Annotated in this window: 17 protein-coding genes; 10 read left to right on the top strand and 7 right to left on the bottom strand. The window is 58.0% G+C overall.

Annotation, left to right across the window (positions count from 1 at the left end; translation table 11 throughout):
* The first annotated feature begins 1 nt into the window (after position 1).
* Complete coding sequence (locus ACR0DT_RS20490) at positions 2 to 1,639, top strand: peptidoglycan -binding protein (RefSeq protein WP_480712531.1); 1,638 nt, start codon at positions 2 to 4, stop codon at positions 1,637 to 1,639.
* Positions 1,640 to 1,783: 144 nt separating this feature from the next.
* Here ACR0DT_RS20490 and clpA read toward each other — a convergent pair whose 3' ends face one another.
* Together clpA and gloB are read right to left on the bottom strand one after the other, a co-directional pair.
* Positions 1,784 to 4,108, bottom strand: a complete 2,325-nt coding sequence (gene clpA, locus ACR0DT_RS20485) for an ATP-dependent Clp protease ATP-binding subunit ClpA (RefSeq protein ID WP_480712530.1) — start codon at positions 4,106 to 4,108, stop codon at positions 1,784 to 1,786.
* A gap of 165 nt (positions 4,109 to 4,273) precedes the next feature.
* On the bottom strand, positions 4,274 to 5,041 hold the full coding sequence (gene gloB / locus ACR0DT_RS20480) for a hydroxyacylglutathione hydrolase (RefSeq protein WP_480712529.1): 768 nt from the start codon (positions 5,039 to 5,041) through the stop codon (positions 4,274 to 4,276).
* Positions 5,042 to 5,102: 61 nt separating this feature from the next.
* On the opposite strand from gloB, the gene ACR0DT_RS20475 reads away from it, so the two are divergent.
* The 8 genes from ACR0DT_RS20475 to ACR0DT_RS20440 all read left to right on the top strand — a co-directional run bounded on the left by ACR0DT_RS20475 (position 5,103) and on the right by ACR0DT_RS20440 (position 11,878).
* Positions 5,103 to 5,837: a class I SAM-dependent methyltransferase gene (locus tag ACR0DT_RS20475; protein ID WP_366551331.1), complete on the top strand. Its 735-nt coding sequence runs from the start codon at positions 5,103 to 5,105 to the stop codon at positions 5,835 to 5,837.
* Positions 5,838 to 6,148: 311 nt separating this feature from the next.
* On the top strand, positions 6,149 to 6,709 hold the full coding sequence (locus ACR0DT_RS20470) for a F0F1 ATP synthase subunit delta (RefSeq protein ID WP_480712528.1): 561 nt from the start codon (positions 6,149 to 6,151) through the stop codon (positions 6,707 to 6,709).
* A complete protein-coding gene (gene atpA, locus ACR0DT_RS20465) occupies positions 6,710 to 8,248 on the top strand; it encodes a F0F1 ATP synthase subunit alpha (RefSeq protein ID WP_480712527.1) in 1,539 nt (512 codons plus the stop codon).
* Between the two features lie 15 nt (positions 8,249 to 8,263).
* A complete protein-coding gene (locus ACR0DT_RS20460) occupies positions 8,264 to 9,139 on the top strand; it encodes a F0F1 ATP synthase subunit gamma (protein WP_058280013.1) in 876 nt (291 codons plus the stop codon).
* A 19-nt stretch (positions 9,140 to 9,158) separates the two neighbouring features.
* Positions 9,159 to 10,583 (top strand): F0F1 ATP synthase subunit beta, encoded by a 1,425-nt coding sequence (gene atpD / locus ACR0DT_RS20455; protein WP_170347820.1) that lies wholly within the window; start codon positions 9,159 to 9,161, stop codon positions 10,581 to 10,583.
* Positions 10,584 to 10,595: 12 nt separating this feature from the next.
* Positions 10,596 to 11,006, top strand: a complete 411-nt coding sequence (locus ACR0DT_RS20450; protein WP_480578714.1) for a F0F1 ATP synthase subunit epsilon — start codon at positions 10,596 to 10,598, stop codon at positions 11,004 to 11,006.
* Between the two features lie 116 nt (positions 11,007 to 11,122).
* Positions 11,123 to 11,473 (top strand): H-type lectin domain-containing protein, encoded by a 351-nt coding sequence (locus ACR0DT_RS20445; RefSeq protein ID WP_480712526.1) that lies wholly within the window; start codon positions 11,123 to 11,125, stop codon positions 11,471 to 11,473.
* 33 nt (positions 11,474 to 11,506) lie between these two features.
* Positions 11,507 to 11,878, top strand: coding sequence for a hypothetical protein (locus ACR0DT_RS20440; protein ID WP_480712525.1), 372 nt, complete (start codon positions 11,507 to 11,509; stop codon positions 11,876 to 11,878).
* 46 nt (positions 11,879 to 11,924) lie between these two features.
* On the opposite strand, the gene rpiB is transcribed toward ACR0DT_RS20440, so the two are convergent.
* Together rpiB and ACR0DT_RS20430 are read right to left on the bottom strand one after the other, a co-directional pair.
* The gene (rpiB, locus tag ACR0DT_RS20435) at positions 11,925 to 12,365 is read right to left on the bottom strand and encodes a ribose 5-phosphate isomerase B (RefSeq protein ID WP_480712524.1); all 441 of its coding nucleotides are present in this window, start codon (positions 12,363 to 12,365) and stop codon (positions 11,925 to 11,927) included.
* A gap of 65 nt (positions 12,366 to 12,430) precedes the next feature.
* Positions 12,431 to 13,450 carry a ribose-phosphate pyrophosphokinase gene (locus ACR0DT_RS20430; RefSeq protein ID WP_480712523.1) on the bottom strand — a complete coding sequence of 340 codons (1,020 nt, stop codon included), beginning with the start codon at positions 13,448 to 13,450 and terminating at the stop codon, positions 12,431 to 12,433.
* A gap of 108 nt (positions 13,451 to 13,558) precedes the next feature.
* Between ACR0DT_RS20430 and ACR0DT_RS20425 the strand changes: the two genes are divergently transcribed.
* Positions 13,559 to 14,161, top strand: a complete 603-nt coding sequence (locus ACR0DT_RS20425; RefSeq protein ID WP_480712522.1) for a DsbA family protein — start codon at positions 13,559 to 13,561, stop codon at positions 14,159 to 14,161.
* Positions 14,162 to 14,173: 12 nt separating this feature from the next.
* Here ACR0DT_RS20425 and ACR0DT_RS20420 read toward each other — a convergent pair whose 3' ends face one another.
* The 3 genes from ACR0DT_RS20420 to ACR0DT_RS20410 are packed head-to-tail and all read right to left on the bottom strand — an operon-like array spanning position 14,174 to position 16,610.
* Entirely contained in the window at positions 14,174 to 15,208 is a 1,035-nt protein-coding gene (locus tag ACR0DT_RS20420; protein WP_480712521.1) for a threonine aldolase family protein, read from the bottom strand.
* Positions 15,208 to 15,681 (bottom strand): YcgN family cysteine cluster protein, encoded by a 474-nt coding sequence (locus ACR0DT_RS20415; RefSeq protein WP_480712520.1) that lies wholly within the window; start codon positions 15,679 to 15,681, stop codon positions 15,208 to 15,210. The genes ACR0DT_RS20420 and ACR0DT_RS20415 overlap by 1 nt, the downstream gene beginning before the upstream one ends.
* The gene (locus ACR0DT_RS20410; RefSeq protein WP_480712519.1) at positions 15,678 to 16,610 is read right to left on the bottom strand and encodes a bifunctional riboflavin kinase/FAD synthetase; all 933 of its coding nucleotides are present in this window, start codon (positions 16,608 to 16,610) and stop codon (positions 15,678 to 15,680) included. Before ACR0DT_RS20410 ends, ACR0DT_RS20415 begins: the two co-directional genes overlap by 4 nt.
* Positions 16,611 to 16,904 lie beyond the last annotated feature (294 nt).

Raw genomic sequence — 16,904 nt, 5'->3', positions numbered from 1 at the left:
CATGGCTCTGTCCCGACGCACAGGTCAAAGATTCCAGGGCTCGGTCTGGCCCGGTTTCGTGGATGCGATTACCGGGCTGCTGATGGTGTTGACCTTTGTGCTGACGATTTTCATGGTCGTGCAGTTTGTGCTGCGCGAAACTATTTCGGGGCAAGAGGATGAGCTGACCGCCCTGTCCGATGAGGTTGCGGCGCTGGCCGGAGCTTTGGGTCTGGAGGAACGGGAAAACAGCCGGTTGCAGGCGCGGTTGGGTGTTTTGAACTCGACCCTGTCACAGGTTGAAACCGAACTGGTACAGGCACAAATCCAATTGACTGATTTTGAGGCGCAGGTTGCGGCCTTGCTGGTGGAACAAGAGCGCGCGCAGGGTGAAATCGCTGGGTTGGTTGAAGAGCAAGATGCGTTGAACCTGGCTTTGGCGCAAAGCCGGGCTGAGATCGATGAACAGACCGAAGCTGCCCGCCTGGCCGCAGCCCAACGCGAAGCGTTGGAAGCCTTGGTCGCTGATCTGGAACAAAGCGATGCGGCGCAGTCCACGCGGATTTCCGAGCTTGAAGAGCAGTTGAGCATCGAAGAAGCTGCCAAACTGGCTGCGGCCGCCGCTGCCGAAAACCTGCGCAACCGGCTGCAGAATGCTGATGCTGAACTAACAGCCATGACTCTTGCGCTAGAGGCGCAGCGAAAAGAGGCCGAGGAAACCTTGACCTTGCTGGCTGCCGCGCAGGCCGCAAAGGCCGAATTGGAACGGCAGTTTGGTGCTTTGAATGCGGAAGATCTGCAAGCCCGGCTTGAGGCGGCCTTGACAGCTCGTACCGAGGCGCAGGCCGAGGCACAGGAACAGCGGACACTGGCCGAAGAGCGCGCGGCTTTGCTGGCTGTAGCGCGTGATACGCTATCGAATGAACAAGCGATCTCGGAAAAAGCGCAGCGTGAAACTGCGCTGCTCAATCAGCAAATGGCTGCACTGCGTGAACAACTGGGCGGGTTGCAGGCGTTGCTGGACGATTATCAGGAACGCAATGCAGCTGCCGATATTCGTATCCAAACGTTGGGGCAGGACTTGAACGCCGCGCTGGCTCGGGCTGCCTCGGAAGAACGTCGTCGCCGGTTGTTGGAAGAGGCCGAGCGCATCCGTCTTGAAGCTGAGGCCGAAGAGTTGGCGGCGCAGGCCGAGGACCTGCAGCGTTATCGGTCTGAATTCTTTGGTCGGCTGCGCGATGTTTTGGGCGATGAAGAAGGCGTGCGGATCGAAGGGGACCGGTTCGTTTTCTCGTCCGAGGTGCTGTTTGATACGGGCTCAGCTGTGTTGTCTCCGGTCGGACGGCAAGAGGTAGCCAAGGTGGCAAATATCCTGCGAAGTGTGGCGGCAGAGATCCCCGAGGGTTTGAACTGGGTCATCCGGGTCGATGGTCACACCGACAACGTGCCTTTGGCGGGGACGGGCCGGTACCGCGACAATTGGGAACTTAGCCAGGGCCGCGCGTTGTCCGTTGTGCGCTACATGGTCGAAGCGCTGGGTATCCCACCGAACCGGCTGGCCGCCAACGGCTTTGGTGAGTTCCAGCCCGTGAACCCGGTCGACACCCCCGAAGCCCGTGCCCAGAACCGGCGGATTGAACTGAAGCTAACTGAGCGGTAACTGCCCGTCGTTACCTATTTTTTTTCAAGCTAATCGACGCTTGGCTCGTTTACGTTCCAGCTTGAATTTGCAAGCTGTTATCCGTCAACGAAAAACGCCCACCAACGCAGGTTGGCGGGCGTTATAGTCTGTTCAATCCTCGGATCAGTCTGCAGTCAGCAGCGGCGGCTTGTCCCCAGGAATGCGCGGCTGATCGGGACCGAAGATTTCCAGATTCAGATCGCCTTTCTTGACTGAGACGCGGACCACACCGCCCTTGGCCAGCTTGCCGAACAGCAGCTCCTCGGCCAGAGGTTTCTTGATGTGTTCCTGGATAACGCGGCCCAGAGGACGCGCGCCCATCTTGTCGTCATAGCCCTTGTCGGCCAGCCATTCGGCGGCCTTGGGCGTCAGGTCGATGGTCACGTTGCGATCCAGTAATTGCGCCTCAAGCTGCAGAACGAATTTCTCGACCACTTGCAGGATGACCTCTTTCGGTAGCGGCGCGAACGAGATCACGGCATCCAGACGGTTGCGGAATTCTGGTGTGAACATGCGTTCGATCGCGGCAGTATCTTCGCCTTCGCGACGGTCTCGGGCAAAGCCGATAGCTGCCTTAGCCTGTTCCTGTGCGCCCGCGTTCGACGTCATGATCAGCACCACGTTGCGGAAATTCACCGTGCGGCCGTTGTGATCGGTCAGCTCACCGTGGTCCATCACCTGCAACAGGATGTTGAACACGTCCGGGTGGGCCTTTTCGATCTCGTCCAGCAGCAGCACGCAATGCGGATGCTGGTCGACTCCATCGGTCAAAAGACCACCCTGATCAAACCCGACATAGCCCGGAGGGGCACCGATCAGACGGGAAACCGCGTGTTTCTCCATGTATTCGGACATGTCAAACCGCAGCAGTTCCACACCTAGTGTATCCGCCAGCTGTTTCGCCACTTCGGTTTTGCCTACACCGGTCGGGCCGGCAAAAAGATAGTTGCCGATGGGCTTTTCAGGTTCGCGCAGACCAGCACGGGCCAGCTTGATCGCGCTGGCAAGTGCCTCAATGGCGACGTCCTGACCGAACACCACCCGTTTCAACGAGGCTTCGAGATCTTTCAGAACCTCTGCATCATCTTTGGTGACGTTCTTGGGCGGAATGCGTGCGATCTTGGCAACTACGGCCTCAATCTCTTTTACGCCGATGGTTTTGCGACGCTTGCTTTCCGCGACCAGATGCTGTGCCGCGCCGGCCTCATCAATCACGTCGATGGCTTTGTCCGGCAGTTTGCGGTCGTTAATATAGCGCGCCGACAGTTCCACGGCGGTCTTGATCGCATCAGCGGTATATTTGATCTCGTGATGCTTTTCGAAATAGGGCTTTAGACCGCGCAAGATTTTCACGCTATCTTCGACCGAGGGTTCATTCACATCGATCTTCTGGAACCGGCGGCTGAGCGCGCGGTCCTTTTCGAAATGCTGACGGAACTCTTTATAGGTAGTCGAGCCCATAGTGCGCAGCTTGCCGCCCTGCAGGGCAGGTTTCAGCAAGTTGGACGCATCCATCGCGCCACCCGAAGTGGCACCGGCACCGATCACGGTGTGAATCTCGTCAATGAACAGCACCGCGTCGGGGTGATCTTCCAGTTCAGTTACGACTGCTTTCAGCCGTTCCTCGAAATCACCGCGATACCGGGTGCCTGCAAGCAGTGCGCCCATGTCCAGCGAATAGATGGTGGTGTTCGACAGCACGTCGGGGGCTTCACCGCCCACGATCTTGTGGGCCAGACCCTCGGCAATGGCAGTTTTGCCCACGCCCGGATCACCTACCAGTAAGGGATTGTTCTTGCGACGGCGGCACAGCACCTGAATGCAGCGTTCCACCTCATCGGCGCGGCCGATCAGGGGGTCAACATCGCCTGCACGCGACTTGGCGTTCAGATCGATGCAGTATTTCCCTAGCGCGCTTTCTTTCTGATCACCCTCGCTGGTGCTGGATTGCGCCTCTTCCTCGACTTGATCCGCACCAGATACCGAGCGGTTTTCGCCGTAAGCAGGGTCCTTGGCCACACCGTGCGCGATGAAATTCACCGCGTCATAACGGGTCATATCCTGTTCTTGCAGGAAGTAGGCCGCGTTGCTTTCGCGTTCGGCAAAAATCGCGACCAAGACGTTGGCTCCGGTCACTTCGGTTCGGCCCGAACTTTGCACGTGGATCGCGGCACGCTGAATCACGCGCTGGAAGGCTGCAGTCGGCACGGCCTCGGATCCGTCAATGTCAGTAACCAGATTGGACAGGTCTTCGTCGATGAATTCGACCAATGTGCTACGCAATTCCTCCAGATCGACACTGCAGGCTTTCATGACGCGGATGGCATCGGGTTCTTCCAGCAGCGCCAGCAGCAGGTGTTCCAGCGTTGCGAATTCATGTCGCCGTTCATTCGCAGCCGCAAGAGCCGCGTGGATGGCTTGTTCTAAAGTGCTCGAGAATGAAGGCACGCGGGTGCTCCTCTGTCTTGGGTCGAAGGGGCAGGATCTGGCCCCGGTTCAACCATGTCCTCATACTATTAGAGTTTGGTTGATCGTGGCCCGGCTTCAAGGGTTTTCTTTCACTTGACAGTCACATTTCCTGTGACCGTGGCCGTGAAGAGGGCGAAATAGTCACTAGAAGCGGTCTTTTCTAGCCCTGATTTCGGCAAAAACCGCAGCCGGCTCGGCGTTTTGCATTCCCAGATGGGCTTGAATCGCCGGATCGGTGGCGCGCAGAAACGGGTTTGTGGCTTTTTCCAGAGCCAGACTCGACGGAACAGTCGGCTCACCGTTGCTGCGAGTTTGGTCAATATCCGACACGCGCTGTTGCAATGCGGTGTTGTTTGGATCGACGGTAATAGCGAACTTTGCATTAGATTGTGTATATTCGTGACCTGAGTATACCATCGTTTGGTCTGGAAGGGCAGCAAGTTTGCTAAGGGACGCCCACATTTGCGGTGCAGTGCCCTCGAACAAGCGACCACAACCCAGCGCCATCAGGCTGTCTGCGGTGAAAACGGCAGAGCTTTGTGGCATATAATACGCAACATGGCCGATCGTGTGGCCTGACACATCCAGCACTTGCACCGGTTCGCCACCAATCTCGAACGAGTCGCCCTCTACCACTTGCTGGTCCAGTGGGGGCAGGCGGTGGGCGTCGGCGGCGGCGCCTATGACCGTAGGGGCGTGTTTTTCCAGAATACCGGCCAACCCGTCCACATGATCCCAATGATGATGGGTCAGCAACACGTGGCTTAGGACCCATCCGCGCGCGTCCAGTTCCGCCAGAATCGGCCCCGCCTCGGGTGCGTCGATCAATGCGGTGTTGCCGCTAACGGCGTCATGCGCCAAAAAAGCATAGTTATCGCTGAGACATGGGATGGTGACGATCTCAAGAGGCATGGCCTTTTGCCCTTTCGTTGCTAGACTGCGCCCAGCTAAGCCGATTGACCGGGTGTCCGCAATGCATCTTGATGTGCAGGATTTGAGGAACTTCTACTACCGCAGCACATTGGGTCGCGCGGCACAGGCGGCTATTCGTGGTCGACTGACGCAGCTGTGGCCCGAAGCCAAGGGTCAGACCGTTGCGGGCTTTGGGTTCGCGGTGCCGCTGTTGCGGCCGTATCTGGCGGATGCGCGGCGGGTGATTGGGCTGATGCCGGGGCCGCAAGGGGTGATGCCCTGGCCTGCCGGGATGCCCAATGTCTCGGTGCTGACCGAAGAGACGCTCTGGCCCATTGAAACCGGGCACGTGGACAAGTTGGTGGTGATGCATGGGCTGGAAACCTCGGGTCAGCCCAGTGAATTGCTGAACGAATGTTGGCGGGTCCTTGGGCCGGGTGGGCGTGCAATTTTCATTGTGCCGAACCGAGCCGGGCTGTGGTCGCGATCAGACCGAACGCCTTTTGGCTTCGGGCGCCCTTATTCGGCATCTCAACTGGAAAGCCAGCTCAAGGCGCATCACTTCATTCCCGAAGGCCATTGCTCGGCCCTCTACATGCCGCCCTCGTTTCGCCGGTTCTGGTTGAAATCGGGCAGTTTGATCGAGAAAACCGGTCAGCGCATGCCAACGGTGATGGCCGGAGGTGTACTGATGGTTGAGGTCACCAAGCACATCCGTCCCCCTAGCGGCAGCGTCACAAAAGACACTGAACGCCGCCCGATCAAAGCGCTAGATGGGTTGTTGAAGCCGGCATAGGATCTTGTATCGGCTTGCGACGTTTCAAAGCGTGAAATTGCGGGAAAAAGGTCACAGGAATCGCAAAAACCTACACTTTCGTAACATTTTTCCCCCCTTCCAGCCGGACAAAAGGGTCGCACCTAGCGTAAGTTGCTGAAATAAAACGTTTTGTGGATAAAGTGCTTACCGTGATAATATATTGCGAGGTTGGTTCGGCTCTGCTACATCCCCGGTGATTTTGATCCCCGCCCTTTATGGACGGGGTTTCCTCACGCCCCGAGTAGCGGCCGCTACGCAAAATCGGGGCCTCAAATATCGGAAGGGTGGACGTGTCCGAACCAGCTTCGATTTCCACTGGCATTGCCGAGCGCTATGCCACAGCGATCTTTGAGATCGCCAAAGAGAATAATGACCTTGCAGGTCTGGAAACCGGCATCAATGATCTGGCAGCAGCTTTGGGTGAGAGCGCCGACTTGCGCGACCTGATTGCTTCGCCGCTGATTTCGCGCGCTGAACAGGAAGCAGCGATTACCGCGATTGCCGACAAGATGGGCCTGCATACCATCCTGCGTAACACACTGGGTCTGATGGCTGAGAAACGCCGCCTGTTCGTTATCCCGCAACTGGTGCAGGTTCTGCGCGATATGCTGGCAGATGAGCGCGGCGAAGTGACTGCCGATGTCGCGTCGGCCAAGGCGCTGACCAAGACCCAGATGGAAAAACTGTCCAAGACGCTGTCCGAGCGTGTGGGCAAGACCGTGACAATCAATGCGACCGTTGATGAAAGCCTCATCGGCGGTCTTGTCGTTAAAGTGGGCTCGAAAATGATCGACAGCTCGATCCGTTCGAAGCTCAACTCCCTACAGAATGCAATGAAAGAGGTCGGATAAATGGGAATCCAAGCTGCAGAGATTTCTGCAATCCTGAAGGACCAGATCAAGAATTTTGGTCAGGAAGCCGAAGTGGCCGAGATCGGCCGCGTGCTGAGCGTCGGTGACGGGATTGCCCGTGTATACGGCCTGGACAACGTGCAAGCCGGTGAGATGGTCGAATTCCCCGGCGGCATCATGGGCATGGCCCTGAACCTAGAAAGCGACAACGTCGGTGTCGTTATCTTCGGTTCCGACCGTGACATCAAAGAAGGTGACACCGTCAAGCGCACCAACTCGATCGTGGACGTTCCGATCGGTGACGAACTGCTGGGCCGCGTTGTTGACGGTCTGGGCAACCCGCTGGACGGCAAAGGTCCGATCAACGCAACCAAGCGTGGCGTTGCAGACGTTAAAGCACCGGGTATCATCCCGCGTAAATCGGTTCACGAGCCGATGGCAACCGGCCTGAAATCGGTTGACGCGATGATCCCGATCGGCCGTGGCCAGCGTGAGCTGATCATTGGTGACCGTCAGACCGGTAAAACTGCCGTTGCTCTGGACGCGATCCTGAACCAGAAAGTTTACAATGACGCAGCAGGCGACGACGAGTCGAAGAAGCTATACTGCGTTTACGTTGCGATCGGTCAAAAGCGCTCGACCGTTGCGCAGCTGGTGAAGAAACTGGAAGAGTCCGGTGCGATTGATTATTCGATCGTTGTTGCCGCAACCGCGTCCGACCCGGCGCCGATGCAGTTCCTGGCGCCTTACGCCGCCACCGCGATGGCCGAATACTTCCGTGACAACGGCCGTCACGCGCTGATCATTTATGATGACCTGTCGAAACAGGCTGTTTCCTATCGTCAGATGTCGCTGCTGCTGCGCCGCCCGCCCGGACGTGAAGCGTATCCGGGTGACGTTTTCTACCTCCATTCCCGCCTGCTGGAACGTTCGGCGAAGCTGAACGAAGACTTCGGTGCGGGCTCGCTGACCGCTCTGCCGGTTATCGAAACTCAGGGTGGTGACGTTTCGGCGTTTATTCCGACCAACGTGATCTCAATCACCGACGGTCAGATCTTCCTGGAAACCGAGCTGTTCTATCAGGGCATCCGTCCTGCTGTGAACACCGGTCTGTCGGTTTCGCGTGTGGGCTCCTCGGCTCAGACCAACTCGATGAAGTCGGTTGCCGGTCCCGTTAAGCTGGAACTGGCTCAGTACCGCGAAATGGCTGCGTTTGCGCAGTTCGGTTCCGACCTTGACGCCGCGACCCAGCAGCTGCTGAACCGTGGTGCGCGTCTGACCGAGCTGATGAAACAGCCGCAGTACTCGCCGCTGACCAACGCGGAAATCGTCTGCGTCATCTTCGCGGGTACCAATGGTTACCTCGACAAGATCGATGTGTCCGATGTTGGCCGTTACGAAGCTGGCCTGCTGGCGCACCTGCGTGGCAAACACGCGGATCTGCTTCAGTGGATCACGGACGAAGATCCCAAGATCAAGGGTAACGCTTCCGACAAGATCAAGGCTGCGCTGGACGAATACGCCGCAACCTTCGCTTAAGGGAGAGGCGGGCATATGCCAAATCTTAAGGACCTTAAAAACAGGATCGAGTCGGTCAAATCGACCCGCAAGATCACCAAGGCCATGCAGATGGTCGCGGCTGCAAAACTGCGTCGCGCCCAGGAATCTGCCGAAGCCTCGCGTCCCTATGCCGAGCGGTTCAATGCCGTGATGGCGGGGCTGGCGGCTTCGGTCGGGGGCAGCGACAGCGCCCCCAAGCTGCTCCGTGGTACGGGCAGTGATGATGTCCATCTGCTGGTTGTCATGACAGCTGAACGCGGCCTGTGCGGCGGCTTCAACTCGAATATCGCCAAGCTGGCTCGCCAAAAGGCGGACGAGCTGCGGGCCAAAGGCAAGACGATCAAAGTTCTGACCGTCGGCAAAAAAGGCCGCGACGCGCTCAAGCGTGATTTTGGCGATCTGTTCGTTGGACATATCGACCTGAGCGAGGTCAAGCGTCTGGGTTATACCAACGCGCAAGACATCGCGAAGGACGTCCTGTCGCGCTTTGACGGGGGTGAGTTCGACGTTGCCACGATCTTCTACTCGAAGTTCGTCAACGTTGTGACCCAGATCCCGACGGCACAGCAAGTCATCCCCGCCTCGTTCGAGGAAACCGAGGGTGACGACAGCGGTGCTGTTTTCGACTATGAGCCCAGCGAAGAGGCCATTCTGGCCGACCTGCTGCCCAAGGGGGTTGCGACCGCGATCTTCTCGGCCCTGCTCGAAAACGGAGCCTCGGAACAGGGTGCACGGATGTCCGCAATGGACAACGCGACACGCAACGCGGGTGAAATGATCGACAAGCTGACGATCCAGTTCAACCGCTCACGTCAGGCCGTGATCACCAACGAGCTGATTGAAATTATTTCCGGCGCCGAAGCGCTGTAAGAAAACCGGAGACAACAATATGGCGAATGCAAAAGGCAAAGTCACACAGATCATCGGGGCCGTCGTCGACGTGCACTTCGAAGATCAGCTGCCTGAAATTCTGAACGCGCTGGAAACCGAAAACAACGGCAAGCGTCTGGTACTGGAAGTTGCCCAGCACCTGGGTGAAAACACTGTCCGCACCATCGCGATGGACGCGACAGAAGGTCTGGTCCGTGGTGCGGAAGTTACCGACATGGGCGCGCCGATCTCGGTTCCGGTTGGTAATGCCACTCTGGGCCGCATCCTGAACGTTGTTGGCGATCCCATCGACGAGAAGGGCCCGGTTGAGGCAACCGAATCCCGTGCCATCCACCAGCCTGCACCGACCTTTGCAGAACAGTCGACCGAGTCGGAAGTTCTGGTCACCGGCATCAAGGTTGTGGACCTGCTGGCCCCTTACGCCAAAGGCGGTAAGATCGGCCTGTTCGGCGGTGCCGGCGTTGGTAAAACCGTTCTGATCATGGAACTGATCAACAACATCGCAAAAGTGCACTCGGGCTTCTCGGTGTTCGCGGGTGTTGGTGAACGGACCCGTGAAGGGAACGACCTGTACCACGAGATGATCGAATCGAACGTTATTAAACCGGATAACCTGTCGGAATCGCAGGTGGCCCTGGTTTACGGTCAGATGAACGAACCTCCGGGAGCACGTGCGCGTGTTGCTCTGACCGGTCTGACCCTGGCTGAGCAATTCCGCGACCAGTCCGGTACCGACGTTCTGTTCTTCGTCGACAACATCTTCCGCTTTACGCAGGCGGGTTCCGAGGTTTCGGCTCTGCTGGGTCGTATTCCTTCGGCGGTGGGCTACCAGCCGACGCTGGCCACCGACATGGGCGCTCTGCAGGAACGCATCACCTCGACCAAATCGGGCTCGATCACCTCGGTGCAGGCGATCTACGTGCCTGCGGACGACCTTACCGACCCTGCTCCGGCAACTTCGTTCGCTCACTTGGATGCGACCACCGTTCTTAACCGTGCGATCTCGGAAAAGGGTATTTACCCGGCCGTTGACCCGCTCGACTCGACCTCGCGTCTGCTTGACCCGGCTATCGTTGGCGAAGAGCACTATCAGGTTGCGACCGATGTTCAGCAGATCCTTCAGCGCTACAAGTCGCTGCAGGACATCATCGCCATCCTCGGCATGGACGAACTGTCGGAAGAGGACAAACTGACCGTGGCCCGTGCCCGTAAGATCGAACGCTTCATGTCGCAGCCGTTCGACGTTGCACAGGTCTTCACCGGCTCGCCTGGTGTTCAGGTTCCTCTGGATGTCACCATCGCGTCGTTCAAGGCCGTTGTGGCCGGCGAATACGATCACCTGCCCGAAGCGGCCTTCCTGATGGTTGGTGGCATCGACGAAGTGATCGCCAAAGCGGAAAAGATGGCCGCAGAAGCCGCCTAAGGAGTATCCCTGATGGCAAACACGATGCAATTCGACCTCGTCAGCCCCGAGCGGAGCCTCGCTTCGCTCAGCGCGACCGCGGTCCAGATTCCCGGCGCGGACGGGGATATGACGGCAATGCCCGATCATGCCCCTACTATCACCACGCTGCGCCCGGGCATCCTGAAGGTCGAGGCGCCCGAAGGGTCCAGCGAATATCTGGTCACCGGCGGGTTTGCTCAGATCAATGGCGATGGCCTGTCGGTTCTAGCCGAAAAGGCCATTCCGGTTGCCGAAGTGACACGCTCGCATTTGGACGATCTGATCGCCGAGGCACGCGCGTCGCACGAGGCAGCGAAGGCAGGCGATGATCAGACCATCGTCGACGACGCCGCCAAGCTGCTGGCCGACATGGAAGCCCTTGGAACGCATATGAGCCTGTAAGGCTCTGGCTTTTCTGATGAATTGGAACGGCTCCGCCTGCGCGGGGCCGTTTTTTTGTCGTGATTTTGCCAGGGCAGCGCGATAGGTGTAGGGGATACAAAGACAAAGATATCAAAATGAAGACTTTTCGAACCCACCCTATTGGCGTCGACCAAGGCGAGGCAGTACTGTTTTCCGATTTCGCAAATGGCGGCGATATGTGGACAGGCGAAGGCCCACGAGAGCGGCGTACAGCTATAACCTTCAGTCAACCGTTTCGAACCGCACCAGTGGTCCAGATCGGCGTGTCGCTGTGGGATGTGGACACGTCCTCGGCCCTTCGCGCCGAGGTGACGACCGCGGACATTACCCCCGAGGGTTTCATGGCCGTATTCCGCACATGGTCAGATACACGAATTGCCCGAATTCGGGTGACATGGACGGCGATTGGCGAAGTAGCGCATGAGGACGATTGGGATATCTCCTGAAATTCAACCTGCCGTCAACTTGGAGAGGTTGACATGCGCCGAGTGACCAAGCGTGGAGTTCTATTGATCGCGCTCTTCGTGTCGCTTCCGATCATTGTACTTGCCTGTTTCGTTGATCGTAAACAGACACCTACCCCCGCCTTGCTGCAAGAGCTGCCCGCAAACTTCGAGGAAGCGGACGCGCAGCTTCAGGCGCGATTGCATAATGAACTCACATTGCCGTTCCCCGAACAAGACTTGATTGATTGGTTGTCACAGCAAGGGTTTGGCGTGAACGCAGAGTTCCAATTTGCACGGTTTAGCAAACGAGGCACTGCGTGCGACTATGTCTGGGATGTTCGGTGGAAATCCCAAGCCAACCTTGTGATGTGGATAGACACGGATGTCGGTGCCATTTGCCTATAGGTTGCCGTCACTTGCGAACCGGTTGAACAACGGCTGAAAGAAATCGTTAGCCTTCGATCATGCCCACGCGTGTCGCGTGACGGCCGCCTTCGAACTCGGCGGTCAGAAAGGCATCGACGATATCCAGTGCCTGGCCTTCACCAACAACACGCGCACCTATGGACAGCATGTTGGCATCGTTATGCTGACGGATCATTCGGGCCGAGAACGCGTCAGAACAAACACCACAACGAATACCGGGCACTTTGTTGGCGGCCATCATGATGCCCTGTCCGGTACCACACAGAATGATCCCCAGCTGGCAATCGCCCGAAGCAACCGCCTGCGCGGCGGCTTTGCCGTGCAGGGGGTAGTGGGTGCTTTCCGGGGTAGTAGGGCCAATATCGACCACATCCCAGCCCTGTGCTGCTATGTGATTGGCGACAGCCTTGCGCAACTCGATAGCTGCATGGTCGCTTGAGAGAACGATACGTTTGGTGGCGGTCACGGAAATGTCCTGCCTTTGTGTATAAGTGGGCGAAAAGGACGGCTTATTAAGGCCGCCCATCAAAGTTAATCCACGTGATACATGGACTCGTAGATCGGGATCAGGGTTTTGTCTTCGAACAGTGACGACACGCTGGTGCCGTTCCAGATGTTCAGGATCGCTTGGGTGAAGATCGGCGCAGTCGGCACGATGCGGATGTTTTTGGCCTTGGTGATTTCTTTGGTGGGCTGGATCGTATCAGTGAGCACCAGCGACTTCATCACCGAATTGGTCACGCGCTCGACTGCTGGGCCACTCATGACACCGTGAGTGATATATGAGTGAACCTCTTTTGCGCCGTTATCCATCAGCACCTGCGCTGCTTTGCACAGTGTTCCGGCCGTATCGCACATGTCGTCCACGATCAGGCAGATCTTGTCTTTGACATCGCCGATTACGGTCATCTCAGCCACTTCACCGGCCTTTTCACGGCGCTTGTCGACGATCGACAGGGGGGCGTTGATCCGTTTTGCCAGTTCGCGCGCGCGGGCCACGCCGCCAACGTCGGGCGAGACGACCATAAGCTCATCCAGGCTGTCCTTGAACTGGTGCTTTACATCCAACGCGAAGATCGGCGAGGCATAAAGGTTGTCCACCGGAATATCGAAAAAGCCCTGAATCTGGGCGGCGTGCAGATCCATGGTCAGAACCCGCTCGATGCCAGCACCAGTCAGCATGTTGGCGACCAGCTTGGCGCTGATCGGCGTGCGCGCCTTGGTGCGGCGGTCCTGACGGGCATAACCGAAATAGGGGATCACGGCGGTGATCCGTTGTGCGGACGAGCGGCGCAGTGCGTCGGCGATGATCAGCAGCTCCATCAGGTTGTCATTGGCGGGATTCGAGGTCGGCTGGACGATGAACATATCCTCGCCACGCACGTTTTCGAACACTTCGACGAAAATCTCGCCATCATTGAACCGTTCGACCCGCGCATCGGCCAGACCCTGATCGACACCGCGATACAGGCTCATGCGGCGAGCAATGGATTCGGCAAGCGGAAGATTGGCGTTCCCAGCGATAAGCTTGGGTTCGTTGAGTGTCGGCATCGGCTGAGGTCCCCGGGCAGCAATGGCAAATGTGACAGATTCGTGATGTTGACACCGCTTAGCATGGCCTTACCGTCCAGCAAAGGTAACGCAGCGGAGAAAGTTCACATGGCCCAGATTGACTACTATTTTGCGACAATTTCGCCATTCACATATTTGGCAGGTGGGCGTCTGGAGGAGGTCGCGGCCAAGCATGGTGCGACAATCAATTACAAACCGCTGGATATCATGGCACTGTTCGGTCGCACGGGGGGAACGCCGCCGAAAGATCGCCACCCGTCGCGCAATGAATACAGGGCGCAGGAACTGCTGCGACAGTCGAAATCCCTGGGCATGGAATTCAATCTACAGCCTGCACATTGGCCGACCAATATGGCGCCGTCATCCTATGCGGTAATTGCGGCGGCAAAGGATGGTTCAGGCGATGTTGGCAAGCTGGTACAGTCACTTTTGCGCGCCTGCTGGGCCGAAGAGAAAGACATCGCACAAGACGACGTGATCCGCGATTGCTTGTCGCAGTCCGGGTTCGATGCCAACCTTGCCGACAGTGGCTTGCTGGTCGGTGCCGAAACCTATGCCGCCAATCTGGAAGAGGCTGTCGAACGCGGTGTCTTTGGCGCGCCATTCTATGTCACCGAGGATGGCCAGCGGTTCTGGGGGCAGGATCGTCTGGATGACTTGGATCGGCACCTGACCGAAGCCAAAGGCTGACCAGCAGGACCGTTAAAGCAGGTCGAGGAACCGGTCGATCTCGTCGTTGCTGATTGCCCAGTCGCAGACCAGACGGCAGGCGAGGGTCTCTTGGTCATCCGCCCCGTCTAGTTCGGCACCCCACAGGTGATAAACCGCCCCGGCCCCATGCAGTTGCTTGTGCTGGGCGCGGGAAAACTGGGCGAAAATCATGTTGGCTTGCGGCTCATGCAGGAACGTCGCGCCCTTGGCGCGCAAGCCGTCGGCCAGCCGGGCGCAATTGGCATTGGCCTGACGCGCTAAGGTCAGCCACAAATCGTCCTGCAGATACGCTGCCATCTGAGCGGAAAGATACCGATGTTTCGAGAACAGATGCGCCCCGCGCTTGCGCCGCAGTTCGAACTCCCAGGCTTTGGATTCGTCGAAAAAGACAACTGCCTCGACCCCCATCAACCCGTTTTTGGTGCCGCCAAAGCTGACCGCGTCTACGCCCGCTTTCCACGTCATCTCGGCCGGAGAACAATTCAGCGCCACTAATGCATTGGTGAAACGCGCGCCGTCGAGATGGACGGGCAGATCGTATTCCTTCGCCACGCCACATAGTGCCCGCAATTCCGCCAGTGAATAAACCGAGCCGCGCTCTGTCACCTGTGTGATCGACACTGGCCCGCGCTGGGGGCCGTGCACGCCGCGGGTTTCCTCGGCCAGAATGGACCGGCGCAGGTCGTCGGGTTCCATCTTGTCTTCGCCGGGCACCAGCGTCAGCTTGGCACCGCTGTAGAATTCAGGGGCGTTGCACTCATCCTCGTGGATATGAGCGACGGGGGAGCAGAAAATCGTCTCCCACGGCTTTGCCAGTGTTGAGAGCGCCAGCACATTAGCCGCCGTCCCGGTGGCCACTAAATATACCGCCGCGCCGGGCGCTTCGAAGATGCCGCGAATACGATCGCGCACCTCGTTCATCAGCGTGTCGGCCCCGTAGGCCATCTGAAAGCCCTGATTTGCTTCATTCAACGCGGCCATGACCTGAGGGTGAACCGGGCCGGAATTGTCAGAAGCGAAATACATCAGTTGGGCTCCTCGATAATATAGTCTTCCCATTCTTCGATGGGCGTTTCGAACTCGGATACTATGCGCCCCTGAACCGAGACCCCGGCGGCGTGCACGCTGTCCGGCGTACCAGATATCAAAGGGTGCCAGTCGTAAAGAGGTTTCCCTTCCCACAGCAGCCGATAGGCGCAGGTCTGCGGCAGCCAATAGGCGTGATCGTCGATATTGTCGGGCTTCATGACGATACATTCCGGCACGAATTGGTGGCGGATGTCGTACTGGGTGCAGCGGCAGGTTTCGTCATCCAGCAGGCGGCAGGCGACGCAAGTCAGGGCAACCTCGCCGGTATCTTCATCTTCCAGCTTGTTCAGACAGCACTTGCCACAGCCGTCGCACAGCGCCTCCCATTCCTGCTGGTTCATCTTGGTCAGAGGTTTGCGTTCCCAGAACCGGGGGGAAAGACCGTTGCGATCAATCGGGTCGGCGGTCATAGCACCGCCAATACTGCGCGAGCCTTGTCGCAGTCAGCGTCCATCTGGGCGATCAGTCCATTCAACCCGTCAAAGGTCATCTCGGGGCGCAGGTACTCGACCAGTCCGACCGACAAGGTCGAGCCATAGAGGTCACCTGAGAAATCGAACAGGAAAGTTTCAATATTGGGTACTTCGCCGTTAAACATCGGACGCGTTCCAACCGAGGCTGCGCCGTGATAACTGCCTTGATGCGGGCCGTCCAAAACATCGACCAGCACGGCGTAAACGCCGAATTTCGGTGGGTGCAGCCCTTCGATAGACATATTGGCGGTGGGAAAGCCCAGCTCGCGCCCGCGCTGTTCACCGCCGATCACTTCACCTTCGATCCGGTGCCAATGGCCCAACATTGTGGCCGCATTGCGGGGGCGGCCTTCGGTCAGGGCGGTGCGGATCGCGGTGGACGACACGACATTCTCGGACCGTTCCATAAGCGGCGCTATGGTTACGCCGAAACCCATCTGGTGCCCAAACCGAACCATATCGTCAGCCGAACCGCTTCGCCCTTTGCCGAAACAGAAATCGGCCCCGACAACCACATGCGACAGGCCCAACCCGTCGCAGATCACGTTGCGCGCGAACTCTTCCGGGGTCAGCCCGGCCAGGGCGGCATTGAAGGGTAGTTCGTACAGCTTTTTGACCCCCAGTTTTTCCAACCGGTGCGCGCGGGCATTGCCGCGCATAAGCCGAAAGGGCGGGGCGTCGGGCGCGAAATACTCACGAGGGTGAGGCTCAAAGGTCAACACGCCAAGGGGCGCATCCGGCGCAGCATTGCGGGCCAGTTCGATCACCGACTGGTGGCCGACATGGACGCCGTCAAAATTCCCGATCGCCACGCTGGCGCCGCGGTCCTGAGGCTCGATGAACTGGAAATCCCGGATGATGCGCATAGCGCTTGCCTAGCGGGACTGCGTGGCGGGTTCAAGCGTATGATTGTGGTTAGCTCATCAATGGCCGGTCGCAAATTGTCTGACCCGGTCCCGATACGTCGCATCTGCTAGTTTGGCCGCGTGCGGAGGGGCGTGCATTGTGCGTCCATTCAGTGGTTGTGCTAATCACCTTCGGCATTGCAGAACACAATCTCAGTCTTCAATTCAATAGGAGAATGCTAAACTTCACCAACAAACCTTAGTTTAAGGTGGATACTACGCAGAAAAAAAGTTGATGCTTCTCTCGTGTTTAGT

The sequence above is a fragment of the Ruegeria sp. BI11 genome, assembly GCF_056538005.1.
This window is presented reverse-complemented; position numbering and strand designations above follow the sequence as displayed.

What these genes read in the sequence shown, in the direction of transcription:
- ACR0DT_RS20490 (WP_480712531.1), top strand. Translation starts at nt 2, where the DNA reads ATGGCTCTGTCCCGACGCACAGGTCAAAGATTCCAGGGCTCGGTCTGG.
- gloB (WP_480712529.1), bottom strand. Translation starts at nt 5,041, where the DNA reads ATGCCTCTTGAGATCGTCACCATCCCATGTCTCAGCGATAACTATGCT.
- ACR0DT_RS20475 (WP_366551331.1), top strand. Translation starts at nt 5,103, where the DNA reads ATGCATCTTGATGTGCAGGATTTGAGGAACTTCTACTACCGCAGCACA.
- atpA (WP_480712527.1), top strand. Translation starts at nt 6,710, where the DNA reads ATGGGAATCCAAGCTGCAGAGATTTCTGCAATCCTGAAGGACCAGATC.
- ACR0DT_RS20460 (WP_058280013.1), top strand. Translation starts at nt 8,264, where the DNA reads ATGCCAAATCTTAAGGACCTTAAAAACAGGATCGAGTCGGTCAAATCG.
- atpD (WP_170347820.1), top strand. Translation starts at nt 9,159, where the DNA reads ATGGCGAATGCAAAAGGCAAAGTCACACAGATCATCGGGGCCGTCGTC.
- ACR0DT_RS20450 (WP_480578714.1), top strand. Translation starts at nt 10,596, where the DNA reads ATGGCAAACACGATGCAATTCGACCTCGTCAGCCCCGAGCGGAGCCTC.
- ACR0DT_RS20445 (WP_480712526.1), top strand. Translation starts at nt 11,123, where the DNA reads ATGAAGACTTTTCGAACCCACCCTATTGGCGTCGACCAAGGCGAGGCA.
- ACR0DT_RS20440 (WP_480712525.1), top strand. Translation starts at nt 11,507, where the DNA reads ATGCGCCGAGTGACCAAGCGTGGAGTTCTATTGATCGCGCTCTTCGTG.
- ACR0DT_RS20430 (WP_480712523.1), bottom strand. Translation starts at nt 13,450, where the DNA reads ATGCCGACACTCAACGAACCCAAGCTTATCGCTGGGAACGCCAATCTT.
- ACR0DT_RS20425 (WP_480712522.1), top strand. Translation starts at nt 13,559, where the DNA reads ATGGCCCAGATTGACTACTATTTTGCGACAATTTCGCCATTCACATAT.
- ACR0DT_RS20420 (WP_480712521.1), bottom strand. Translation starts at nt 15,208, where the DNA reads ATGTATTTCGCTTCTGACAATTCCGGCCCGGTTCACCCTCAGGTCATG.
- ACR0DT_RS20415 (WP_480712520.1), bottom strand. Translation starts at nt 15,681, where the DNA reads ATGACCGCCGACCCGATTGATCGCAACGGTCTTTCCCCCCGGTTCTGG.
- ACR0DT_RS20410 (WP_480712519.1), bottom strand. Translation starts at nt 16,610, where the DNA reads ATGCGCATCATCCGGGATTTCCAGTTCATCGAGCCTCAGGACCGCGGC.